The following is a 24,436-nucleotide window of genomic DNA, read 5'->3' on the forward strand; positions in this document are numbered from 1 at the left end:
TTCCGGGATTAATATGGACTTTTTCACCTTCTTTACCTATAATCCCCGCCTGTCATGACCTACGCCGAAACGCTCGCGCACATCTATGCCCTTGGTCGGTTCGGCATCAAGCCCGGGCTCAGCAGGATCACGGCCCTTCTGGCCGCCCTGGGCAATCCGCAGGACGCCTTCAAGGCGGTCCACGTGGTCGGCACCAACGGCAAGGGGTCGACGGCGTCCTTTCTCTGCTCCATTCTCAAGGCCGGCGGCTACCGCACGGGACTGTTCACCTCGCCGCACCTGATCTCCTTCACCGAGCGCATCCAGATCAACGGCGCCGAAATCGGGGAGGCGGACGTGGTGCGCCTCGCCGAGGCGGTGATGGCGGTCGCGCCCGAGGAGACCACCTTCTTCGAGATCGTCACGGCGCTGGCGATCCTCTATTTCGCCGAGGCGGGCGTGGAGATCGCCGTTTTCGAGGCGGGGATGGGGGGACGGCTGGACGCCACCAACGTTTTGCCGGGCGTGCTCTGCGCCATCGCGCCGATCTCCCTGGAACATACCGATTATCTTGGTAAAACTATCGAGGATATCGCCGCCGAGAAGGCCGGTATCTGCAAGCCGGGCGCGCCCATCCTGGCGGCTCGCCAGGAGCGCGACGCGCAGTTCATCATCGAGCACCACGCGGCCCAGCTCGACGCGCCGCTTTTCCGCCAGGGGGAGTCCTTCGACGCCTTCTGGCTCGATGGTCTGCTCAACTACCGCGGCATCGGGGTGACGCTGGATGCCCTTTCCTGCGGCCTTTACGGTCGCTACCAAAGCGGCAACGCGGCGCTGGCACTTGCCTCGGCGGAGCTCATGCGGGCGGTGGGATTCCCGGTGACGCCCCAGGCGATGATCGCGGGGGTGGCCAGCGCGCGCTGGCCTGGTAGGATGGAACTTTTCCCGGGGCCACCCCGGCTGCTGCTCGACGGCGCCCACAATCCGGCGGGGGCCACCGCACTGGCCGAGGCGCTCGTCGATTTCCCGCGCCGGCAGCTCTTCCTGGTCGCCGGCGTCATGGCGGACAAGGAGCTCTCGGGCATACTGGCGCCGCTATTGCCGTTGGCGGACCGCGTCTTCGCCGTCGCTCCCGCCCTGGAGCGCGCCCTTCCCGCCGGGGAGTTGGCGACCTACTGTTTCGGCGCCGGCGTGGAGGCGATGGACGCGGGGAGCGTGGCGGAAGGGCTCGAGCTGGCGCGCAGCCTGGCCCAGGACGACGACCTGATCCTGGTCTGCGGCTCCCTGTTCACCGTCGGTGAAGCCCGCAGTCACTTGAAATCGCGGAACTTCGAGCCGTTTAGAGGGTAGGCGCGAAAAAGGCGACTGTAGGTCAGACTGGTCAGACTGGTTGGACTTGAATTAACGTGTTGAACGTCTTTTTGCCGTGGAGTGAGATGAAACCTGCAAGAGCCCTTTGGCTCCTTACCTACCTGCTGTTTTCGGCGAGCCTTGCCCATGGCAAGGATAAGGCCATGTCTTTCAGCAAGGCGCCTCCCACCGAGAGGGCAGTCGCCCCTGATAAGGCGAACACGTCCGAAAAGGTGAACCTCCCCGACAAGGAGGTCACCCTCAAGGCCGACTCCGTCTTCGTCGATACCCCGACCGAGAGCTACCAGGCTGAGGGGAACGTGCACATCCTGCAGGGGGGCGCTTCCCTGCTTGCCGACAGCGTCATCTACCGTCGCTTGAGCAGCGACGCCCTGGCCGAGGGGGACGTGCTCCTGGAGCGCGGCGGCGACACCATGAAGGGGGACCAGCTCTCCCTGAACCTGCTCACCCAGAAAGGGGAGCTCCTAAACGGCGAGCTCTTCATCAAGAAATCCAATTTCCGGCTGCGCGCCCCGCGCCTGTTGAAAACCGGCGAGGATGATTACCGGGTCGAGAGCGGCATCTTCACCACCTGCGACGGCGATCACCCGAGCTGGCGCTTCGAGGCGAAGAAGGTGGACGTCACCCTGGATGAATACGCCACCGCGAGAGACGCGGTCTTCTACGTGGATGACATCCCGATCTTTTACACCCCGTACCTGGTCTTCCCGGCCAACACCGAACGGCAGTCCGGCCTCATGATCCCGAAGCTCGGCTTTTCCTCGAAAAAGGGCTTCTTCGTCGATCAACCCTATTACTGGGCTATCGACCCGAGCCAGGAGGCGACCTTCGACCTCGACCTCGAGAGCTCGCGCGGCGTCGGGACCGGCGTCGATTACCGTTACCTGCGTCCTAACGACAGCCAGGGGCGCCTGCGCGCCTTCGGCATCTACGACACCAACGAGTCCAAGTTCCGCGGCGAGGTGCAGCAAAAGCACCTGGAGCTGCTGACGCCGGAGCTGACCCTCGCCTCCACCATCCACATGGTCTCGGACCGCAAGTACTACCTCGATTACGGCGAGTTCTCCGGCGAGTACAACCGCCAGCTCCTCGAGTCGTCGGTCTCCTTCGACCGGCGCTGGCAGCGTTACGGCCTTTTCGGCGCGCTGACCTACGACCAGGACCTCGAGGCGCTCAACAACCGCGCCACGCTGCAGCGGCTCCCCACCTTCGGCTTCATCGCCGCCGGCGAGAAGCTGGGCCCGGTCTTCGTCTCCATGGACTCCAGCCTGACCAACTTCGAACACGCCGTGGGGCCGACCGGGCAGCGCCTCGTCCTGCACCCCCGCGTCAGCTACTACGCGAAACCGGCCGGGATCCTCGATTTCTCGCTCTTCGGGGCGTTCCAGCAGCGCCTGTACAACGCGCATGGCGACACCGCCGAGACCGGCTGGCGCCAGATCGGCCAGGCCGACGGCGGCGGCTCGCTCTCCTTGCCGCTGGAGCGGATTTACGACAACGGCACGCTGCGGCACCTGCTGGTCCCGTCGCTGCACTACAACTACGTGCAGCGGCGCAGCGACGAGGATCTTCCCTTCTACGACTACGGCGACCGGGTGCTCGGGCAGAGCATCGCCTACTGGTCCGTCGCCAACACCTTCACCCGCAAGTACGCGAGGGAAGGGATGCCCGACGAGTACCGCGACATCCTCTACCTGAAGTTGTCCCAGGGGTACCAGTTCTCCGGGCAGCGCCGCGAGCTGCTCACCCTTGTGGACGAGGGAAACCGCCTCACCGACCTGATGCTGGAGAGCGTCGTCACCCCGCTGAAGGACGTGTCCCTGCTGATGGACGGGCGCTACAACACGTCCGACAACGTCCTTTCCACCGCCAACCTCGGGCTGCAGGTCAAGGGGGAGGGACGTAACCAAGCCAGCGTCACCTACCGGCACAGCCGCGACGAGCTCGACTACCTCGGCGCCGGGGTCACCTTCCCGCTCACCAGCCAGCTGACCGCCGACGTCCTCGGGCGCTACTCCTTCGACAAGGGGGGCTTCCTGGAATCGCGCTACGCCGTTGAGTACCGGCAGCAGTGCTGGAGCGTGATCCTCGCTTATTCCGACCGCGTGAGCAGTCACCAGGTAAGCGGCGAGAAGCAGTTCACCATCAACTTCTCGCTGGCCGGCGTGGGCTCCCTGGGGCCGATCCAGACCTTCTAGGGACGGGGCGCCGCCGTCCCGGCGCAAGCGCTAAGAAGTTGACACTTTTGCTTTTCCCGGTGTATCTACAATAGTCGGCTGAAAACGGGCGCCTCTTGGTCAGCGCCCGACTGCGAGAGCCGTCAGGAGGTCTTATGCAGGATGTATTCACCCCCACCTCGTTGCTCGTTACCGGAGGGGCGGGGTTCATCGGTTCCAATTTCATCAACCACTTCATGGCCGGGAACCCGAACTGCCGGGTCATCAACCTGGACCTGTTGACCTACGCCGGCAATCTGAAGAACCTGACCGCGGTGGAGGGGAACGCCAACTACCGCTTCGTGAAGGGGGACATCTGCGACGGCGAGCTGGTGGCGCGCCTGCTGGCCGAGGAAAAGGTCGATGCCGTGGCGCACTTCGCCGCCGAATCGCACGTCGACCGCTCCATCACCGGCCCCGACATCTTCGTGAGAACCAACGTGATGGGGACCCAGACCCTCCTGGAGGCGAGCCGTCTGCACGCCGAGAAGCTCCCTGACTTCCGCTTCCTGCAGGTTTCCACCGACGAGGTCTACGGCAGCCTGGGCTCCGAGGGTTACTTCACCGAGGAGACGCCGCTGGCGCCGAACTCCCCCTATTCCGCGAGCAAGGCCGGGGCGGACCTCCTGGTGCGCGCCTACTTCGAGACCTTCGGTCTGCCCACCCTCAACACCCGCTGCTCCAACAACTACGGCCCCTATCACTTCCCCGAGAAGCTGATCCCGCTCATGATCCACAATATCCTCAAGAAGCGCTCCCTGCCGGTGTACGGCGACGGCCTCAACGTGCGCGACTGGCTGCACGTGAAGGACCACTCCGCAGCCATCGAGCGCGTGCTCAAGCGGGGCAAGCCCGGTGAGATCTTCAACGTGGGCGGCAACAACGAGTGGAAGAACATCGACATCGTGAAGCTGGTCTGCGACCTGATGGACGAGCGCCTCGGGCGCGCTCCCGGCGCGAGCCGCGAGCTGATCACCTTCGTCAAGGACCGCAAGGGGCACGACCGGCGCTACGCCATCGACGCCTCCAAGTTGAAGCGCGAGCTCTCCTGGGAGCCGAGCTACACCTTCGAGCGCGGCATCGCCGAGACCATCGACTGGTACCTGGCCAACCAGGGGTGGGTCGAAGAAGTGGTCACCGGCGCCTACCGGGAGTATTACGAGATGCAGTACGGAGCGGCCTAAAGAAAAATACAAGTTCTACGTTCTATGTTCTACGTTCTACGTTAAAATCTTTGCCTGTTCCTGGTCGCACCTTCTGTGGTTCTGGTGCCACAAGCGCACGAGCACGATGTTTGGTGCCAACCTAGAACTTAGAACGTAGAACGTAGAACAGGTTTTAAGGGGTTGAGATGATTCTGGTAGTCGGCAGCAAGGGGATGTTGGGGCAGGAGTTGATGGCGCTGTACGGTGACGCCGCGCGCGGGGTCGATGTCGACGAGATCGATATCACCGACCTCGAATCGGTGCAGCGGACACTCCTCACCCTGAAACCCTCCGTGGTGATCAACGCCGCCGCTTACACCGACGTGGACGGCTGCCAGTCCAACGCGGAACAGGCCATGATGGTCAACAGCGAAGGGGTGGGCTTTCTCGCCATGATCAGCAAGGAGATCGGCGCCAAGCTGGTCCAGGTGAGCACGGACTACATCTTCGACGGCCAGAAGGGGTCGCCCTACGTCGAAGATGACCTGGCGGGCCCGCTCAGCGTCTACGGCGAGTCGAAGCTCGGCGGCGAGATGAACACCTGGTTTAACCCCAACCACCTGATCGTGCGCACCCAGTGGCTCTACGGCCACGGCGGCAAGAATTTCGTGGAGACCATGCTGAAACTGGGCGCGGAGAAGAAGGAGTTGACCGTGGTTGACGACCAGATCGGCTCCCCCACCTGGACCCGCGACCTGGCCCTCGCCATCAAGGCGCTGCTGGACAAGGGATGCCAGGGGACCTATCACGCGGCCAACTCCGGGTTCGTGTCCTGGAACGGCTTCGCCAAGGAGATCTTCCGGTTGGCCGGACTCGACGTCGCCGTCCTGCCGATGACCACGCAACAGTTGAACCGACCGGCGCCGCGGCCGCTGTATTCCACCCTGGACTGCGGCAAACTGCGGCAGGACACGGGCTTTGTGCCCCAGCCCTGGCAGGACGCGCTCAAACGCTACCTGGAACTGAGGCCGGCACGATAAATCCTGAAACTTGGGCGCATGATTGTTCGCCCCTACAGACCTGAATGCACCTAAACAGGTTGCGCAACCACCACTAAACGACATGGAGGCGATCATGGAACGCGGAGAGCGTCCCTGGGGAACATACACAGTCCTGGACGAGCACAACGGCTACAAGATCAAGCGCATCGAGGTGCTGCCCGGCCAGAGGCTTTCGCTGCAGATGCACCATCACCGCAGCGAACACTGGATCGTGGTTTCCGGCACAGCCAAGGTCACCTGCGGCGAGACGGTGAAGATCATCAACATCAACGAGTCGACCTTCATCCCGATCGGGTCGACGCACCGCCTGGAGAACCCCGGCGTGATCCCGCTGGTCATCATCGAGGTGCAAAGCGGCGAGTACCTGGGCGAGGACGACATCGTCCGCTTCCAGGACGACTACCACCGCGTCGAGTCTCCTGGTGCGGAGAGCGCCGTCGAGGCCGTCGTGGAGCCTGTCGTATAGATGCATAAACAACTGAGCCTGCTCAGGGAGTTCTCCGTTCCCCTGGCGGCCGGCGTCATCGCCGCGCTGTTCTGGGCGAACCTGGCGCCGGAGCAGTACCACCACTTCCTGCACGACCCGCTTTTCGCGGGTCTTTCTGTTCACTTCGTCACCAACGACCTGTTCATGGCGTTTTTCTTCGGCATCGCAGCCGTGGAGATCACCCAGAGCTGTCTGCCGGGGGGCGATCTGTATCCCCTTCGGCGCGCCGTCAACCCGCTGTTGGCGACCGTTGGAGGGATTCTGGGGCCGGTCGTGCTCTACCTGCTCCTCAACGCCGCCTTCGGCGCTCCCGCGCTGTACCGCGGCTGGGGCATTCCGACCGCGACCGACATCGCACTGGCCTGGCTCGCGGCGCGCTTCATCTTCGGCAAGGGGCACCCGGCCATCTCGTTCCTGCTCCTGCTGGCGATAGCCGACGACGCCGTGGGGCTGCTGATCATAGCCCTTTTCTACGGCGACCCGCTCGCCCCGGTGCAGCCCCAATGGCTGCTCTTGTGCGGCGCCGCGCTGGCCCTTTGCTGGGGGCTGCGCCGCGCCAGGGTCGCCAGTTACTGGCCCTACCTCATCTTCGGGGGGACGCTCAGCTGGTTCGGGCTGCATGAGGCGCACCTGCACCCGGCGTTGGCGCTTACCCTGGTGGTTCCCTTCCTGCCGCACCCGCCGGTGGAGAAGCGCCACATGTTCGACTTCGATCCTGACGACCTCACGCCGCTGTCACGCTTCGAGCATGACTGGAAGCTGTTCGTCGACCTTGGGCTCTTCGTCTTCGGGCTGGTCAACGCGGGGGTCGCCTTCGGTTCCGTCGGCCCGGCCACTTGGCTGGTGCTGGCTTCCCTGCTCTGCGGCAAGATGATCGGTATCGTCGGCTTCGGGCTCATGGGGAGCAAGCTCGGTTTCCCGCTCCCCATCGGGGTGGGGCTGCGCGAACTCTTCGCCACCGGGCTCGTCGCCGGAATCGGTTTCACCGTGGCGCTCTTCGTCGCCGGCGAGGCGTTCCCCGATTCCGAAACCGGTTCGTCCGCCAAGATGGGCGCCATGTTGAGCCTTCTTTCCTTCTTTCCCGCGGCGCTGGTCATGAAAATGCGCGGCCCCAAGCGGGGAGGGGCCTAGTCGGAAATATTTCACAGCTGGAGGAAACCATGTACATCGTCATCCTGGCGGGCGGCTCCGGCACCAGGTTCTGGCCGCTGTCCCGCAAGAGCACACCGAAGCAGCTCATGTCCGTCTTTGGCGGCAAGTCCATGCTGCAAAGGACGGTGGAACGCGTCCTGCCGCTCGATCCCAAGCGGGTAATGGTGGTCACCAACGCCTTGCAGGCGGCCGAGACCCGGGCGCAACTGGCGTACATCAAGGGGGTCCCGGTCGACGTGATCGAGGAACCGGTCGGGCGCAACACCGCGCCGGCCATCGGCCTGGCCGCCTCGATCATCGCCCGTTTCGATCCGGACGGGATCATGGTGGTGCTCCCGGCCGACCACTACATCGTCGACGAGGAGACCTTCCGCGCCACGCTGGTGACCGCCCGTTCCGTCGCCGTGAGCGGCGCGCTGGTGACGCTCGGCATCACCCCGACCAGGCCGGAGACCGGCTACGGCTATATCGAGGCATCCCAGCCGGGCGATTCGGGCGCCGCGCCGGTGAAACGCTTCGTCGAAAAGCCGAACCTGGAGCGCGCCATGGAGTTCCTGGCCTCCGGGAACTTCTACTGGAACAGCGGCATGTTCGTCTGGGGGGCCTGCGCCATACTGGACCAGATCGGGCGGCACATGCCCGGGCTCTCCCAGGCCCTGGCCAAGCTCTGCTTCGAGTCCGACGTCTGGGAACTTTCCGACCTGAAGCCGCAGATAGCGGAGGTTTACGGCGGCATCACGGGGGAGTCGATCGACTTCGGCGTCATGGAGAAGGCGCAGGACGTGCAGGTGATCGCCGCCTCCTTCGGCTGGAGCGACGTGGGCTCCTGGAGCGCGCTTCCCGAGGTCATCGAGTCCGATGCGCAGGGGCACGTGCTGATCAACTCGGCCGGCGCCGTGTCGGTCGGCTCCAAGGGGTGTCTTGCCTATGGCAACGGTAAAGTGGTAGCCTTTGTCGGCGTCAGCGACCTGATCGTGGTGGACACCCCCGACGCGCTGCTGGTCTGCTCCAAGGAGGCCGCCCAGGACGTGAAGAAAGTGGTCGAGGAACTGGAGCGGCAGGGGAAGCAGGAACTGCTTTAGAAACTGTTCTACGTTCTACGTTCTAGGTTCTACGTTAACTACCTAACCTGTTTGTCAGGTGCTGAGTGGATGGCGGGGGAGCTTAAACGTAGAACGTAGAACATAGAACGTAGAACGGGTTTTCTGGGGTTAGTATGTTTGGCTGGACCGGAAAGTTGCTGCATGTCGATCTCACCCGCGGTACCTGCGAGCGCAGGGAGATTCCCGCTGATATCCTGCACGCCTACCTCGGCGGCAGGGGGCTGGGCGTCCGGCTCATGCGGGACTACTTCCGCCTCGGCCCCTTCGAGCCGGACCTGCCGCTCATCTTCGCCGTCGGCCCCCTGTGCGGCACCAATTCACCCACCGCGGCTCGCCTCGCCTGCGTGTCACGCTCGCCCCTCACCGGCACCATCTACGACTGCTCGGCCGGCGGGCGCTTCGCCTGGCGCCTGAAGGGAGCCGGGCTCGACGCCCTCTTCATCACGGGGAAGAGCCCCCACCCGGTCTTTCTTTCCGTCGACCCGGCGCGGGACGAACTGCACCCGGCCCAGTCGCTGTGGGGCAAGGGGGTGAAGGAGACGGTCGCGGCCCTCAGCGAGCGCGGCTCGGTCACCACCATCGGCCCCGCCGGCGAGCACGGCGTCCTCTTCGCCAACATCATGATGGGGGAGGGGAACTCGATCGGCCGCGGCGGCCTCGGCGCCGTCATGGGGGCCAAGGGGCTCAAGGCGATCACGGTGCAGGGCGACGGCGTCACCGGCGTTGCCGACAAGGAACGCTTCGAGGCCGCCCGCGCCGATGTCATGCGCCTGTTCCGGGCCTCGCCGGTCATCTTCGGCGAATTGGGCATCGCCGAGTACGGCACCCCGGCGCTGGTGGACCTGATGGCGCAGCGGCGCATGGCGCCCACCGAGAACTTCCGCTCCACCTTCTTCGCCGAGTCAGGCAACTACTCCGGACCCGCCATCCGCAAGGAGTGCGGCGCCAAGAAGGAAGGGTGCTACGGCTGCCCCATCCAGTGCAAGAAGGCGAGCGCCGCCGGGGAGCCGCTGCCGGAGTACGAAACGGTGAACCACTTCGGCGCCTTGAACGGCATCTCGGACCTGCACGCCATCGTCAAGGCCAACTCGCTGTGCAACGAGCTGGGGCTGGACACCATCTCCGCCGCGGCGACCCTGTCCGCCTTCGGGGAGGCGCGCGGGCGCTTCCCGGACGCGGCGGAAGTGGCGAGCCTCCTCGCCGACATCGCCTACCGGCACGACCAGGGCGAGCTCCTGAGCCTCGGCTCGCGCCGCGTCGCGGAGATCATGGGGAAGCCCGAGCTTTCCATGAGCGTGAAATCCCTGGAGCTTCCCGCCTACGATCCGCGCGGCGCCTACGGCATGGCGCTCGCCTACGTCACCTCCAACCGCGGCGGCTGCCATCTGCGCGCCTATCCCATCTCGCACGAGATCCTGAGAAAGCCGGTCCCCACCGACCGCTTCTCTTTCTCCGGCAAGGCCCGCATCATCAAGATCGCCGAGGACGTCAACGCGGCGGTCGATTCGCTGGTCGCCTGCAAGTTCGCCTTCTTCGGAGCGACGCTCGAGGAGTACGGGGAGCTCCTCTCGGCGGTGACCGGGGTGGAGTACGGCCCGGAGTCGCTCAAGGCGATCGGCGACCGCATCTACCTCACCGAGCGCTACTACAACTGCGCCAACGGGTTCAGCCACGCCCACGACACGCTGCCGCAACGCTTCTTCGAGGAGGCGGGGAGCGCCGGCGAGGGGATCGAGGTTCCCCCCATCGACCGGGTCCGCTTCGAGGAGGAGCTGCAGAAGTACTACCGCATCCGCGGCCTCGATGCCGAAGGCGGATTCGGCGGCCGGAACCTCCTCGCGGAGTTGCCCTGACATGCGCGACCAGATCACTAAATACACGGGAAAACTCCTTGCCGACCGCTCGGCCTGCGCCGACGGCATCGCCTTCGCTGCGCAGGACGACGTGCTCATCACGGCGGGGGCGCCCGAGTTGGCCGCCCTTGCCGGCGGCACGCTGTCGCGTCTGAACTCCCTGGCGCTGGTGGCGGCGCGTCCGTCCCTTCCCTTCGCCGACTTCCTGATCGCCCGGGCCGGGCAGGGGGAGGAGTGCATCGTGCCGCAGGATACCGAGACGCGCACCTTCCTGCACGACATCCCCTTCCTGCGTCGACAGGACCTTCCCGACGATCCCGGTCCGCTCCTGGCCAGGCTGCTCGGCACCAGGAAAGGGGTCATCGTCGAGGGGATCGGCATCGTCGCGGTGGGCGCCATCACCGTGGAGCAGGCCTTCATCAACTACTCCTCCGTATTTCATTCCACCTTCGTCAAGTACCTGCAGGATGTCCTTGCCGACGGCTTCCGCCTTCCCGGCGAGCGGGAGGCGTTCGACTCCTTCCGGCGGCAATGGCTGAGGCCGCTCTCCGCCACCGGCCTCGACTTCATCCCGGCGCTTTCGCAGGAGAAGGAGGAGATCCTCGCCGAGATCGAGCGGGTGGGGCGTTACACCGTGGAGCGGGGGCTGGTTGACTCCTTTTTCGGCAATATCTCGGCGGTGGCGGGCGAGCTGATCTACATCTCGCAGACGGCGGCGAGCCTGGACGAACTGAGGGGATGCATCGACCCGGTTCCGGCGGACAACTCGTCCACCACCGGGATCACCGCATCGAGCGAGCTTTTGGCGCACCGAAAGATCTACGAGCAGACCGGGGCCCGCGTCATCCTGCACGGGCATCCCAAGTTTTCCGTGGTGATGAGCATGCTCTGCGACCGGAAGGCGGAATGCGCCATCAAGGATTGCTGGAAGGACTGCCCCCACGTGCGGGAGCTGGGCGGCACCCCGGTGGTCGCGGGCGAGATCGGGGCAGGGGGGCTGGCCAAGCGCGTGCCGCCGGTGATCGGCGCCGGCGGTTCGGCTATCGTCTACGGCCACGGCGTCTTCACGCTCGGGCGCGAAGGCTTCGGCGAGGCCTTCGCCGCCATGGTCGACGTGGAGAACTTCTGCCGCGACGAATACTTCCGGCGAGTTGATGGTGCTAAAGGCTGAAGTCCCGAATATTTAACGCAAAGTCGCAAAGACGCGGAGAAGGCGTAAGGCTTTCGCTTTTTACCATCCGTCGTGCTTTGGTTTTCCTTGCGGCTTTGCGTCTTCGCGTTGAGTTCCCGGTTTCTGTTTCCAGGAGGTTGTTTGTCTGAAAAGAAGAACATAGCCCGCGCCGCCGGCGTCTTGGGCGCCGCCACCATGCTGTCCCGCATCATGGGGATGATCCGCGACATGGTGGTTTCCCGCCTGTTCGGCGCCGGTCTCTACACGGACGCCTTCTTCGCCGCGTTCCAGATCCCCAACATGCTGCGCCGCTTCTTCGCGGAAGGGGCGCTCACCTCCGCCTTCGTCCCGACCTTCTCGGAATGGCACACCAACAAGGGTGAGGAGGAGACCCGCGCTCTCGCCAACGTCTGCTTCACCGCGCTCACCATGGTGATGGCCGTGATCACCATCCTCGGCATCATCTTCTCGCCGCAACTCGTGCACCTGATGTTCCCGGGGTTCTCCTCCAACCCGCAAAAGCTCTCGGTGACCATCCTGCTGAACCGGCTCATGTTCCCGTATATCTTCTTCGTGAGCCTGGTCGCCCTGTGCATGGGGATACTGAACACGCTGCGCCACTTCTTCACCCCGGCCATCTCCACGGTATTCCTCAATATCTCCATGATCCTGTGCGCCCTGCTGCTGCACGACCGGTTTCAGGTCCCCATCGTCGCCCTCGCCGTCGGCGTGCTGATCGGCGGGGTGCTGCAACTTCTCCTGCAGTTGCCGGTACTGTACCGGATGGGTTTCCCGCTCAAGCCGAACTTCGACCTAAACCACCCGGCCCTGAAACGGATCGCCCTGCTCATGGGCCCCTCCGTGTTCGGCGTCGGGGTGTACTACCTCAACATCACGGTCGGCTCGATCCTGGCGTCCCTGCTCCCGGAGGGAAGCGTCTCCTACCTCTACTACGCGCAGCGGCTCTTCGAGTTTCCCCAAGGGATCTTCACCGTCTCGGTCGCCCAGGCGGTCCTTCCCTCGATGAGCCGGCAGGCCGCCATGGGCGACATGGACGCGCTCAAGGAGTCGCTCTCCTACGGCGTCCGGCTCACCCTGTTCATCACCATCCCGGCCATGGTCGGGCTCATGTTCTGCGCCACCCCGATCTTCTCGCTGCTGTTCATGGGGGGCGCCTTCGACTACGCCAAGGCGGTCAACTGCGGCATCGCCCTGTTGTACTACTCCGTGGGGCTCGCCTTCGTGGCGCTGGTGCGCGTTCTGGTCCCCGCCTTCTACGCGCTCAAGGACACCAAGACTCCGGTCGTCATCGCCTTCGTCGCTTTCCTGCTCAACCTGTTCTTCAGTCTCATCCTGATGGGGCCGTTGCAGCACGGCGGGCTGGCGCTGGCGTCCTCGCTTTCCGCGCTGGGCAACATGCTGCTCCTGCTCTGGTTCCTGCGCAAGAAGATCGGCCCCTTCGGCGGTCGGGCCATCTCGGTCGCCGGGGTGAAGGGGATCGTCGCCTCCATCCCGATGGCGTTGGCGGTGTATTGGATCATGCATCTCATCGACTGGTCGCCGGCGGGGAAAAGGCTCCTCAAAGGTGGCGTGCTGGGGGGCGGGGTGCTGGCGGGTATGGTGATCTTCCTGGTGTCGGCGCACCTGCTGCGCTGCGAGGAGGCCGGAGACGTGATCGGCTTGGTGAAGAGAAAGCTGCTTAAAAAATAGGCTGAAAGAACCGCGCACGGGAGAGCAAAATCCGCTGGCAAGGCGCAGGAACAACGTGGTATTGTTTCTGCTGTCCCAACGGATGTCGTCAATCTTGCGCGGTTTTTTTATGGAGGAAGGGTATGAGAGACCGGTCGGCCGTCACGGCGTGGACCATGTACGAAACCGGCGCGGGGTGCGGTGTGCTGGCGGCGAGCGAGCATGGGGTGGTGGCCCATCATCTCCCCTACGGCGCAAAGTCCGCAGCCGAGGCGCTGGAGTTGGCGGCGGCCCTGTACCCGCGGGCAACCGGCGAGAACGAGTTGACCGCCAAGGGAGCCGCGCTGCTGCGGCGTTACTTCGGGGGAGAGAGGGTGGTTTTCGACCTCCCCTTGGACCTGGATGGCTGCACGCCGTTCCAGAAAAACGTCTACCACGTGGTGGCCGCCATCCCGTACGGTACCGTGCTCAGCTACCAGGATGTCGCCGGCGCCTGCGGATCTCCCCGGGGGGCGCGGGCGATCGGAGGGGCCATGGCGAGAAACCTCGTGCCGATCATCATCCCCTGCCACAGGGTGGTCGGGGCCAACGGCGTCATGACCGGTTTCACCGCTCCTGGCGGCACGGATTCCAAGCGGGAGCTGTTGTCGATGGAAGGGGTGAATCTGGATGCGAAGGGGGGCGTGACGTGGGCGAAAATCAGGTAGTTATGCACAGGATTTCCACCGGGCCCTACGCCTAATTAGGTATGACTAATTTAGCCTGTGGTTGATAAACCCCGATTGTATACTTTTCTTTGTAACTAGCTGATTTTTCGTTCGAATATCGCTGTGGCCAATATTTATGCAGAACGCGGAAAGTGCTTAAAAGCCGTGGGTTTCTCAGTTTGTCAACATCGTTATCCACACCTTATCCACAAAAAATGTGGATAAGCCGCTGGTCTCCTAAAAACATTAATTAGATTGAACCTTTCTCTAATTTCTTCGCCTCCTCCCAGAGCGAATCCATCTCCTCCAGGGTCGCCTCCTGCATCCTGCGGCCGGCGCCGTGCAGGGTCTCCTCGATGTGACCGAAACGTCGCGTGAAGCGCTCGATGGTCTTCCTGAGGGCGTCCTCCGGGTCGAGGGACAGGAACCGTCCCAGGTTGACGATGGCGAACAGGAGGTCCCCCAGTTCCGACTCCATCTCCTGCTGGTCTCCGGCGGCCATTGCCTCCTGAAATTCGTGCAACTCCTCCATCACCTTGGCGAAGACCTGGTCGGTATGTTCCCAGTCGAAGCCGACCCGGGCCGCCTTTTCCGTGATCTTCTGCGCCTTCATGAGCGCGGGGAGGTGAGGGGGGATGCCTGACAGCGCGGATTTGCGTTCCTCCCCCTTCTCGTTCTTCTTGATCTTCTCCCAGTTCTCCACCTGCGCGGCGCTGCTCTCGATGACCTGGTTGCCGAAGACGTGGGGGTGGCGGCGCACCAACTTTTCGTTGATGGCGTCCAGCACCTGGTCCATGGTGAAGGCGCCGGCCTCCTCGGCTATGGCCGCGTGGAACACCGGCTGCAGCATCAAGTCCCCCAGTTCCTCCTTGAGAAGTTCCTTGTCGCCGGCGTCGATCGCCTCGATGACCTCGTAGGATTCCTCCAAAAGGTAGCGCTTGAGCGACTCGTGGGTCTGCTCGGCGTCCCAGGGGCAGCCGCCTGGGGCGCGCAGCCTGCGCATGATTTCCATGAGGCGGTCGAAGCGGTTTTGCGTGGTTTCAGTGGACATCTATGGCTCTCCGGTGAGGAATTGATTGTGAGATGTGTTCCACGCCCCCTCTCCCGGGGGGAGAGGGTAGGGGAAGAGGGGAGTCGGGAACTACTTGAGCCCGGCCAGGTAGTCGACCAGGGAGTCGACCTGCTTCTTCGAGAAGGTGTCGTAGGGGGGCATCACGGTGCCGGGGTAGACCTTGGCGGGCTCGCGAATCACCTGCTCGAGGAAACGGCGGTCCCGCTTGCTCCCGACGTGGGACAGTTCCGGGCCGACCACGCCTCCCTTTTCCTTGACGATGTGGCAGTCCCGGCAGCGTTCGTTGAAAAGCTCCGCGCCGAAGAGCTCCATTTGGGCCGACGACCGTTTCGGCGCGGGAGCCTGCGCCGGTTCCTTTTGGGAGCAGCCACAGGAGAGCCCCAGCACCGTCGCCGCGATGAGGACGCCGCGTCGCATGCCTATTTCCCCTTCAAGTAGGCGGAGAGGAACTGCTGCTTGTATTCCAGGAAGCGCCCCTCCTCGATGGAGGTCCTGATCTCCGCCATCATGTTCAGGTAGAAATGCACGTTGTGGATGCTCGCCAGGATCGCCGAGAGCACCTCGTTCGAGGTGAACAGGTGGTGCAGGTACGCCCTGGTAAAGTTGCGGCAGGTGTAGCAGGTGCAGTTGGGCTCGACCGGGTAGAAGTCACGCCGGTAGTTCTTGTTGGTGAGCCGGATCCGGCCGCGGTTGGTGAAGAGCGTGGCGCTTCTCGCGTAACGGGTCGGGATGACGCAGTCGAACATGTCGATGCCGCGCTCGACGCTCTCCAGGATGTCCTCGGGAAGGCCGACGCCCATCAGGTAACGCGGCTTGTCCTCGGGAAGGTGCGGCGCGGTGTAGCCGACCACCTGCTTCAACAGTTCGAGCCCCTCGCCCACGGACACGCCGCCGATGGCGTAGCCGGGGAAATCCATCTTCACCAGCGCCTTGGCGCAGCGCTTCCTCAAGTCCTCGAACACGCTTCCCTGCACGATGCCGAACAGATACTGGTTCTCGCGCGAGTGCGCGTCGATGCACTGCTTGGCCCAGCGGATGGTCTTCTCGGTGGAGCGCTCCGCGTACGCCTTGTCGCAGGGGTAGGGGATGCACTCGTCGAAGTTCATGATGATGTCGGCGCCCAGGGCCTCCTGGATGGCGACGGCCTTGGCCGGATCGAGAAAGATCTCCTCTCCGGTGTCCTCGTGGCGGAAGAAGACCCCTTCCTCGGTGATGCGTTTTTTCGGCAGCGAGAAGACCTGGAAGCCGCCGGAGTCGGTGAGGATGGGGCCGTCCCAGCACATGAACTTGTGCAGGCCGCCCGCCTTCTGCACCAGGGCCTCGCCGGGGTGCAGGTGCAGGTGGTAGGTGTTGGAGAGGATGATCTGGGCGCCGGTCTCCTTGACCTGCGCCGGGGTCATCGCCTTCATGGCGGCGTGGGTGGCCACCGGCATGAAGATCGGGGTCTGGATCTCGCCGTGGGCGGTGGTCACTACGCCGCGGCGCGCGCCGGACTTGGGGTCCTTCTTGAGCAGTTTATAAATCATGAACCTTCCTGGCTTTAATGTTTTACTGACGGTGCCTATCCTAATTAGCAGAGCGGGGTAAAAAATGCAACAATGCGGCCGCGTAAGCGTTATTTCAAAACATGGTTAGTGCAGTTTAGAAGGGGCTAAGGTGTCTGAACCATTAATTGTATGCTGTATACAAAAAACTGTTGCATTTTCGTATAACGGCATTTAATATGCGCGTCTATCAACCCGCCGATTTTTATGTTATAGATACCATCCACTGTTGCTAATGTGAGTTCAATAAAGGAGAGATCGAATGCAGACACTGAGCCCGTGGCGCGGTCCCCCATCCCCCGAAAGCGGAAGCCGCGAGTCCGCCCCGTGAACGGGTCTTCGGGACTTGTACTCCTCCGGTGTACGCACGCAATCCAACTTATCTGAAATCGAAAAAAGGCAAAGGGACAAAAAACATGCGAATCTTATCTAGCTCTGTGGGAAGAAAGATCCTGATGTCCATCACGGGTCAGCTCCTGATCATCTTCATCCTGATACACCTGATCGGAAACTCCACCATTTTCTTTGGCCCCAACGGCATCAACGCTTATGCTGAGCATCTGCACAGCCTGCCGCCGCTGGTCTGGGCCTTCCGCCTCTTCATGCTGGCAGCCATCGCCGTCCACATCTGCTACGGCGTCACGCTGACCCTGGAGAACAAGGCCGCCAACCCCGGCGCCTATGCCGTGAAAAGGAACCTAAAGGCGAGCTTCGCCTCCGAGAACATGATCTGGACCGGCCTCCTCGTGGCGGCCTTCATCATCTACCACCTGCTCCAGTTCACCATTCATGGCACCCCTGACGTCGTGGTCGGCCTCGACTCCGCCAACCGTCCGGACGTATTCAGGATGGTGGTGACCAGCTTCGGCAACGGCCTCATCGCCCTGGCCTACATGTTCGCCATGCTGATGCTGTTCCTGCACCTCTCCCACGGCATCCCGAGCTTCCTGCAGACCATGGGGTGGAACAACGAGAAGACCATCCCGGCCTTCGGTACCGGCGGCAAGGTCATCTCCGCCCTCCTCATGCTTGCTTACATCTCGATTCCTGCGGTCATCCTGGCCGGCTTATTGAAACTTTAGGGGGTTCAAGTGATACTCGACGGAAAATGTCCGAAAGGACCGATTCAGACCTCGTGGGACAGGCACCGCTTCGACCTGAAGCTGGTTAACCCCGCTAACAAACGTAAGTACAAAGTCCTCGTTGTCGGCACCGGCCTGGCCGGTGGCGCAGCCGCAGCCAGCCTGGGCGAGCTCGGCTACAACGTCGAAGCCTTCTGCTACCAGGACAGCGCACGCCGCGCCCACTCCATCGCGGCGCAGGGCGGCATCAACGCCGCGAAAAACTACCCGAACGACGGCGACAGCATCTACCGCCTGTTCTACGACACCATCAAGGGGGGCGACTTCCGTGCCCGCGAGGCGGACGTGTGGCGTCTGGCCCAGGTGTCCAACAACATCATCGACCAGTGCGTGGCCCAGGGCGTTCCGTTCGCCCGCGACTACGCCGGCTACCTGGACAACCGCTCCTTCGGCGGCGCCCAGGTTTCCCGTACCTTCTACGCCCGCGGCCAAACCGGTCAGCAGCTCCTCCTGGGTGCCTACTCGGCCCTGTCCCGCCAGGTGAAAGCCGGTACCGTCAAGCTCTTCGCCCGCACCGAGATGCTGGACCTCGTGGTGGTCGACGGCGAGGCCAAAGGTATCACCGTCCGTGACCTGATCACCGGCGAGATCCGCACCCACGTGGGCGACGCGGTCGTTCTCGCCACCGGCGGCTACGTCAACGTGTTCTACCTCTCCACCAACGCGATGGGCTGCTCGGTCACCGCGAACTGGCGTGCCCACAAGAAGGGCGCCTTCTTCGCCAACCCCTGCTATACCCAGATCCACCCGACCTGCATCCCGCAGTCCGGCGACCACCAGTCCAAGCTGACCCTCATGTCCGAGTCGCTCAGGAACGACGGCCGCTGCTGGGCTCCGAAGAAGAAGGGCGACAACCGTCACCCCAACGACATCCCGGAAGAAGAGCGCGACTACTACCTGGAGAGGAAATACCCCTCCTTCGGTAACCTCGCTCCCCGCGATATCGCCTCCCGCGCCGCCAAAGAGCAGTGCGACGACGGGCGCGGCGTCGGCCCCGGTGGCCGCGGCGTCAACCTCGACTTCTCCGCAGCCATCAAGCGCGTGGGCGAGCACACCATCCGCGAGCGCTACGGTAACCTCTTCGAGATGTACGAGAAGATCACCGACGAGAACGCGTACAAGCAGCCGATGCGCATGTACCCGGCACCGCACTACTCCATGGGCGGTCTCTGGGTCGACTACAACTGCGAGAGCAACGTCCCGGGCCTCTTCGTCCTGGGCGAGGCGAACTTCTCCGTCCACGGCGCGAACCGCCTGGGCGCCTCCGCGCTGATGCAGGGTCTGGCCGACGGCTACTTCGTCATCCCCTACACCATCGCCAACTACCTGGCGAAGACCAAGCCGGGCGCCGTCAGCGCCGATCACGCCGAGTGCAAGAAGTCGGTCGAGGACGTCAAGGCCTACAACAACCGCCTCCTGAACATCAACGGCAAGAAGACCGTTTCCGAGTTCCACCGCGAACTTGGCAAGATTATGTGGGAAAACGTCGGCATGGCGAGGAGCGAGGAGAGCCTCAAGGACGCCATCAAGCGTATCCCGGTCCTGCGCGAGGAGTTCTGGAACAACGTCAAGGTCACCGGCAAGGGCGAGGAGCTCAACCAGCAGCTCGAGAACGCCGGCCGCGTGGCGGACTTCCTCGAGTTCGGCGAGCTGATGGCGAAGGACGCCCTGCACAGGAACGAGTCCTGCGGCGGCCACTTCCGCGTCGAGCACCAGATGCCCGACGGCGAGGCCAAGCGCGACGACGAGAACTACTGCTACGTCGGAGCCTGGGAGTTCAAAGGTGTCGACAAGGAGCCCGAACTGCACAAGGAGCCGTTGACGTTCGAGAACGTTCATCTGGCGGTAAGGAGTTATAAATAATGAACCTCACACTACACGTATGGCGCCAAAGTGGCCCCAAAGCTCCGGGCAAGCTCGAGCAGTACGAGGCCAAAAACGTAAGCCCCGACCAGTCCTTCCTGGAGATGCTCGACGAAGTGAACGAGCACCTGATCAAAGAAGGCAAAGACCCGATCGCGTTCGACCATGACTGCCGCGAGGGGATCTGCGGCATGTGCTCCCAGGTCATCAACGGCGTGCCGCACGGCGGCCAGGAGCGCACCACCGTCTGCCAGCTGCACATGAGGCGCTTCAACGACGGCGACACCATCTACATCGAGCCGTGGCGTGCGCTCGCCTTCCCGATCCAGAAGGACCTGATCGTGGACAGGAGCAACCTCGAGAAGATCATGCAGGCCGGTGGCTACACCTCCTGCCACACCGGCGGTGTTGCCGACGGCAACGCCATCCTGGTGCCGAAGGTCGCCGCCGACTACGCCATGGACGCCGCCGAGTGCATCGGCTGCGGCGCCTGCGTCGCCGCCTGCCCGAACGGCTCCGCGATGCTCTACACCTCGGCCAAGGTTGCCCAGCTGGCCGCCCTGCCGCAGGGCCAGGCGGAGGCCGCCGAGCGCGTCTGCGCCATGACCGAGGCGATGCAGGAAGCGGGCTTTGGCAACTGCTCGAACCACTACGAGTGCCAGGCCGCGTGCCCGAAAGGGATCAACGTCAAGTTCATCGCGAAACTGAACCGCGAGTACCAGAAGGCGCTGTTCAAGTAAGCAGCCCGTATCAAGAAAAACCCGGGGCGGAAGGGAAACCTTCCGCCCTTTTTTTATCGGCGGGCACCCGTTAATTCACTTGATTCCGGTCCCGATTTGCCTTACTTTCTGGCGCAGCCGGCTTCAGCCGATGGGAGCTATATGGAATCGCTAACTTACGTCTTCGTCGCCAACATCTTCCTCACCTTCATCGACGCCACCATCGGGTACCACGCCGCACCGGCGCTGGCCGCGCTGGTGGGAAGCGATGAGGAGGAAAACGAGGGGGCGGTACACGGCATCCGCAGGCTGCTCTCGTTCGTGGTGGCCCTGTACATGTTCTTCAACTGCTTCGCCTATTTCGACCGGGTCGCCTGGCTTTTGTACTGCACCACCGTAGTTCTTGCCGTGGACATCACCGCGCAGCTGGTCATCTTCCGCAAGATGGCCGGCCCGAAGGGGCGCTGACATGGAAAAGATGTACCTGACGCCGGCCGAGACCGTGCGCACCATCGTGGACAACGGCAAGAGGGTGCTGACCCAGTCGCGGCTGCGCACCTTCGTCCTGAGCCTCTTGGCCGGTTTCTACATCGGCTTCGGCGCCCAGCTGGCCACCGTGGTCACCCAGGACGCCGCCGCCTTCGCCGGCAGGGGCGTGGCCGCACTTTTGGGAGGGAGCGTCTTCTCGCTGGGGCTCATGCTGGTGGTGATCTGCGGCGCCGAGCTTTTCACCGGGAACAGCCTCCTCACCAGCTCCGCGCTCCATGGCGAGATCACCTGGGGGCAGCTCCTGGAGAACTGGGGCATCGTCATCGTCGGCAACCTCGCGGGGTCGCTGTTCTTCGCCGCCCTCATGTTCGAATCCCAGCTCTGGATGAACGGGTCCGTAGCGGAGAGCGCCATCCGGACCGCGACGGCCAAGTGCCAGCTTCCCTTCGGCGTCGCCCTCGTGCGCGGGATCCTGTGCAACTGGCTGGTCTGCCTTGCCGTCTTCATGGCCACAGCGGCCCGTGACGTCTCCGGCAAGATGCTCGCCTGCTATGCACCCATCACGGCCTTCGTGGCCAGCGGCTTCGAGCACTCCATCGCCAACATGTACTTCATCCCGACCGGGCTGTTGCTGGCGGGAAGGCTCGGACGTGAGGTCCCCGGCCTCTCCTGGGGCGCTTTCTTCCGGGACAACCTCCTGCCGGTCACGCTTGGGAACATCCTGGGCGGTGTGCTCTTCGTGGCCTTCGCCTACTGGTACGTGCACCTGAAGGTCGATGCGCGTCCGCCACGCTGAGGGGGGTGACGGCGATCTGTGTAAGTAATAGATTCATCGCTTCGCGCCGAGACAGTCATTGCACCATGCTGCCTTACTCATTACCTGGCCCAAAGTCAGCACCTTTCCACTTTGGTTGGCGCTCCACACTCAGGGATAACTGAAAAAAGTGTTTATCAGCTGTCGCTAATGTGTTATTTTTATCGCCCTGCTGTCTTTTTCAGCCGCGCGCGAGGTAACAGATGAGCGAGATGCGATCTGCCATTGCAAGGTTCACGTCCTGCATATGGAAGAGGGGAGGCTCCACCATGGAGCAACACCTCTTTGAACTGCTCTGCATCACGGCGGCCGTCGCCTCGTTTTTTGTCGTTATTCCGACCAACTACCTGCAGCATCTCCCTGCCTACATAAACGTCTGCGTCGCGGTATTCGGCGTGCTCGTACTGCTGCTTCTGGTCGAGGCGAGGCGGGGGCGCTACCACACGACCGCGCTCTTCTTCATGTTCCTGGTCCTGCTTAACCTGATCTGGTTTCCCAACGGCGCCTCGGATGGGAGCCTCCCCTTGTACTATTTCTGCCTGTTGATGTACCTGCCCATCTTTTTCAGGAGACGGGCGCGCTGGCTCCCCCTGGTCCTGACCTTGCTCGACGCCATCGCCTTGATGGCGTTGGAGTTTCAGTTTCCGGAATGGGTCACCCCGTTCCGCTCCGAACAGGACCGTCTCGCCGACAACATGGTGGGATTCGCGGTGACCACCGTATGTTGCGCGGTGATGATGTGGTCGCTTTTGAGAAGCTACGAGAGGGAGCAAGGCCGGCTGGTCGCGATGAACGAGGAGTTGCAGCAGATGATCGTGGAGCGTGCCGCGGTGGAAGGCGCTTTGGTGGAAAACAGGGAGCTGCTCAACTCGGTGATTGACGGGACCACCGACGCGGTCTTCGTCAAGGACGTCAGCGGGCGCTACCTCCTCTTCAACCAGGCCGCCTGTCACATGGCCGGCAAGAGCATGGAACAGGTGCTCGGCAGGGATGACCGCGAAGTGTTTTCCGCCGGGGTGGCGCAGGCGTTCATGCTGACGGACCAGGAGGTGTTGCGCGACAACCTGGCGCAGACGCTCGAGCAGGAGTTGGAGGGGGGCGACGGCGAGCGGATCACGCTGGAGGTCATCAAGGGGCCCTTGCACAACAAGCAGGGGGACGTCGTCGGACTTTTCAGTATCGCCCGCGACGTCACCCACAGCCGGCGCATGGCGGAGGAACTGCGGCTTTTGAACGAAGAGCTTGAGCGGCGGGTCGCCGAGCGGACGGCGCGGTTGGAAGCGGCGATGAGGGAGCAGGAGGCGTTCAGCTACTCCGTCTCGCACGACCTGCGCGGCCCCCTGCGGCACATCAACAGCTACGGCTCGATACTTATCGAGGAGTACGGTCCGACCCTGGAACCAGAGGCGCGGGGGTATCTGGAGCGGATCCGCACCTCCAGCAAGAGGATGGGAGACCTGATTGACGACCTGCTGGAGCTTTCCCGGATCGGGCGCTTGGAGTTGAGGCGGGCGACGGTGAGTCTGAGCGAGCTCGCGTTCGGTATCGGCTGCAAGCTCCAGGATGCCGAGCCGGCACGGCGGGTCGACCTGCTGATCGAACCGGGGCTACAGGTGCAGGGCGACCGGCTGCTGCTGGAACTGATGCTGGAGAACCTGGTCGGCAACGCGTGGAAGTACTCGAGCGGCAGGGAACGGGCCAGGATCGAGCTCGGGGCCTGCACCCATGAAGGTGAAGAGACCTTTTTCATCAGGGACAATGGCGTCGGGTTCGACATGGCGTACCAGGACAAGCTGTTCGGGGCGTTCCAGCGGCTGCACGGCTCCGAGTTCGAGGGGACGGGCATCGGGCTGGCCACGGTGAAACGGATCGTCGAGCGGCACGGCGGCACGGTCTGGGCCAAAGGGGTGGTGGATGAGGGTGCCACCGTCTACTTCACCCTGCCAGGGGCCTAGAAGGTGCATGGCGTGCGACGGATTGGCCGGTTGCTGCTCGTCTGCCTGGTGGCCCTCGTGCTGAGCGCGGCGTCCTGGCCGCGGCAACTGCTCTACTTCCCGACCCATCACGACCGCGCCAACGGCCTGACGCCGTGGGTCGAGCAGGGCGAGCTCATCGGCTTTGCCCGGACCGTTCCCGGCCCAAAGAACGTCTGGCTCATGCTGCACGGAAACGGGGGGCAAGCCGCTGATCGTGCCTACGCGCTCCCCTCGTTTGCCGCCGCCGACAGCGTCTACATCCTGGAGTACCCCGGCTACGGCCGGCGCCCCGGTGAGCCCTCGAAGGAGTCGCTGGACCAGGCGGCGCGGCAGGCGTACCTTCTGCTCCGACGGCAGTATCCGGCGACGCCGGTCTGCGTGGTGGGGGAATCCCTGGGGAGCGGTCCCGCCTGCTCGCTGGCCGAGGCCGAGCCGCCGCCGGACAAGATCGTGCTGGTGGCGCCTTTTGACAAGTTGCACCGGGTGGGGCAGCACCACTACTGGTTTCTGCCGGTGCGTCTGCTTCTGCCCGACGACTGGGACAATATCGAGGCCCTCAAGGGGTACCGGGGGAGGGTGGAGATCTTCGGCGCCAGGGAGGACAAGGTGATCCCGATGAAATTCGCCAAGGCCCTGGCGGAGAGCAGGCCGGGGACGGTGTTCCGCGAGATCGAGGGGGGGCACAACGACTGGGCGACGCCGGGGCGGGTCAGCATCAGGAACCCTTGAAAACAAAAAGCTTCAACGCGAAGGCGCAAAGCCGCGAAGCCGCTAAGAAAGGCGGGAGATCCGGGTTATCCCCAGGGCATCTCTTTGCGCCTCTGCGCCTTTGCGTCTTCGCGTTAGGGCTTTGTGGTGTTGAAACAAAAGGCGCCGCCGATTT

Annotated in this window: 21 protein-coding genes; 18 read left to right on the plus strand and 3 right to left on the minus strand. The window is 63.4% G+C overall.

Annotated features, from left to right (window positions below):
- Positions 1 to 54: 54 nt before the first annotated feature.
- From KOL99_RS18675 to KOL99_RS18725, 11 genes are all read left to right on the plus strand, one after another.
- On the plus strand, positions 55 to 1,329 hold the full coding sequence (locus KOL99_RS18675) for a bifunctional folylpolyglutamate synthase/dihydrofolate synthase (protein ID WP_216511986.1): 1,275 nt from the start codon (positions 55 to 57) through the stop codon (positions 1,327 to 1,329).
- Positions 1,330 to 1,415: 86 nt separating this feature from the next.
- Entirely contained in the window at positions 1,416 to 3,548 is a 2,133-nt protein-coding gene (locus KOL99_RS18680; protein ID WP_216511987.1) for an LPS-assembly protein LptD, read from the plus strand.
- Positions 3,549 to 3,682: 134 nt separating this feature from the next.
- A complete protein-coding gene (gene rfbB / locus KOL99_RS18685) occupies positions 3,683 to 4,750 on the plus strand; it encodes a dTDP-glucose 4,6-dehydratase (protein ID WP_216511988.1) in 1,068 nt (355 codons plus the stop codon).
- 167 nt (positions 4,751 to 4,917) lie between these two features.
- Complete coding sequence (rfbD, locus tag KOL99_RS18690; RefSeq protein WP_216511989.1) at positions 4,918 to 5,751, plus strand: dTDP-4-dehydrorhamnose reductase; 834 nt, start codon at positions 4,918 to 4,920, stop codon at positions 5,749 to 5,751.
- A gap of 94 nt (positions 5,752 to 5,845) precedes the next feature.
- On the plus strand, positions 5,846 to 6,238 hold the full coding sequence (locus KOL99_RS18695; protein WP_216511990.1) for a cupin domain-containing protein: 393 nt from the start codon (positions 5,846 to 5,848) through the stop codon (positions 6,236 to 6,238).
- Positions 6,239 to 7,390, plus strand: a complete 1,152-nt coding sequence (locus KOL99_RS18700) for a Na+/H+ antiporter NhaA (protein WP_216511991.1) — start codon at positions 6,239 to 6,241, stop codon at positions 7,388 to 7,390.
- Positions 7,391 to 7,419: 29 nt separating this feature from the next.
- Positions 7,420 to 8,493, plus strand: a complete 1,074-nt coding sequence (locus KOL99_RS18705; protein ID WP_216511992.1) for a mannose-1-phosphate guanylyltransferase — start codon at positions 7,420 to 7,422, stop codon at positions 8,491 to 8,493.
- A 134-nt stretch (positions 8,494 to 8,627) separates the two neighbouring features.
- Positions 8,628 to 10,367, plus strand: coding sequence for an aldehyde ferredoxin oxidoreductase family protein (locus KOL99_RS18710; protein WP_216511993.1), 1,740 nt, complete (start codon positions 8,628 to 8,630; stop codon positions 10,365 to 10,367).
- A 1-nt stretch (position 10,368) separates the two neighbouring features.
- A complete protein-coding gene (locus tag KOL99_RS18715) occupies positions 10,369 to 11,538 on the plus strand; it encodes a class II aldolase/adducin family protein (RefSeq protein WP_216511994.1) in 1,170 nt (389 codons plus the stop codon).
- Between the two features lie 141 nt (positions 11,539 to 11,679).
- Positions 11,680 to 13,248, plus strand: coding sequence for a murein biosynthesis integral membrane protein MurJ (gene murJ / locus KOL99_RS18720; protein ID WP_216511995.1), 1,569 nt, complete (start codon positions 11,680 to 11,682; stop codon positions 13,246 to 13,248).
- Positions 13,249 to 13,370: 122 nt separating this feature from the next.
- A complete protein-coding gene (locus KOL99_RS18725; RefSeq protein WP_216511996.1) occupies positions 13,371 to 13,934 on the plus strand; it encodes a methylated-DNA--[protein]-cysteine S-methyltransferase in 564 nt (187 codons plus the stop codon).
- A 250-nt stretch (positions 13,935 to 14,184) separates the two neighbouring features.
- On the opposite strand, the gene mazG is transcribed toward KOL99_RS18725, so the two are convergent.
- The 3 genes from mazG to tgt form a co-directional block, all read right to left on the minus strand.
- Positions 14,185 to 14,985: a nucleoside triphosphate pyrophosphohydrolase gene (gene mazG, locus KOL99_RS18730; RefSeq protein ID WP_216511997.1), complete on the minus strand. Its 801-nt coding sequence runs from the start codon at positions 14,983 to 14,985 to the stop codon at positions 14,185 to 14,187.
- Positions 14,986 to 15,075: 90 nt separating this feature from the next.
- A complete protein-coding gene (locus KOL99_RS18735) occupies positions 15,076 to 15,423 on the minus strand; it encodes a c-type cytochrome (RefSeq protein ID WP_216511998.1) in 348 nt (115 codons plus the stop codon).
- Positions 15,424 to 15,425: 2 nt separating this feature from the next.
- A complete protein-coding gene (gene tgt, locus KOL99_RS18740; protein WP_216511999.1) occupies positions 15,426 to 16,532 on the minus strand; it encodes a tRNA guanosine(34) transglycosylase Tgt in 1,107 nt (368 codons plus the stop codon).
- Positions 16,533 to 16,966: 434 nt separating this feature from the next.
- On the opposite strand from tgt, the gene KOL99_RS18745 reads away from it, so the two are divergent.
- From KOL99_RS18745 to KOL99_RS18775, 7 genes are all read left to right on the plus strand, one after another.
- Positions 16,967 to 17,632, plus strand: a complete 666-nt coding sequence (locus KOL99_RS18745) for a succinate dehydrogenase cytochrome b subunit (protein WP_216512000.1) — start codon at positions 16,967 to 16,969, stop codon at positions 17,630 to 17,632.
- A 9-nt stretch (positions 17,633 to 17,641) separates the two neighbouring features.
- Positions 17,642 to 19,555, plus strand: coding sequence for a fumarate reductase/succinate dehydrogenase flavoprotein subunit (locus KOL99_RS18750; RefSeq protein ID WP_216512001.1), 1,914 nt, complete (start codon positions 17,642 to 17,644; stop codon positions 19,553 to 19,555).
- The gene (locus KOL99_RS18755) at positions 19,555 to 20,295 is read left to right on the plus strand and encodes a succinate dehydrogenase/fumarate reductase iron-sulfur subunit (protein WP_216512002.1); all 741 of its coding nucleotides are present in this window, start codon (positions 19,555 to 19,557) and stop codon (positions 20,293 to 20,295) included. The genes KOL99_RS18750 and KOL99_RS18755 overlap by 1 nt, the downstream gene beginning before the upstream one ends.
- A gap of 141 nt (positions 20,296 to 20,436) precedes the next feature.
- Entirely contained in the window at positions 20,437 to 20,742 is a 306-nt protein-coding gene (locus tag KOL99_RS18760) for a hypothetical protein (protein ID WP_216512003.1), read from the plus strand.
- Position 20,743: 1 nt separating this feature from the next.
- Complete coding sequence (locus KOL99_RS18765; protein WP_216512004.1) at positions 20,744 to 21,559, plus strand: formate/nitrite transporter family protein; 816 nt, start codon at positions 20,744 to 20,746, stop codon at positions 21,557 to 21,559.
- 287 nt (positions 21,560 to 21,846) lie between these two features.
- Entirely contained in the window at positions 21,847 to 23,532 is a 1,686-nt protein-coding gene (locus KOL99_RS18770) for a sensor histidine kinase (protein WP_216512005.1), read from the plus strand.
- A 12-nt stretch (positions 23,533 to 23,544) separates the two neighbouring features.
- A complete protein-coding gene (locus KOL99_RS18775; RefSeq protein ID WP_216512006.1) occupies positions 23,545 to 24,282 on the plus strand; it encodes an alpha/beta hydrolase in 738 nt (245 codons plus the stop codon).
- Positions 24,283 to 24,436: the final 154 nt, after the last annotated feature.

This window comes from Geomonas azotofigens, assembly GCF_018919395.1.
GTDB classification, from domain to species: domain Bacteria; phylum Desulfobacterota; class Desulfuromonadia; order Geobacterales; family Geobacteraceae; genus Geomonas; species Geomonas azotofigens.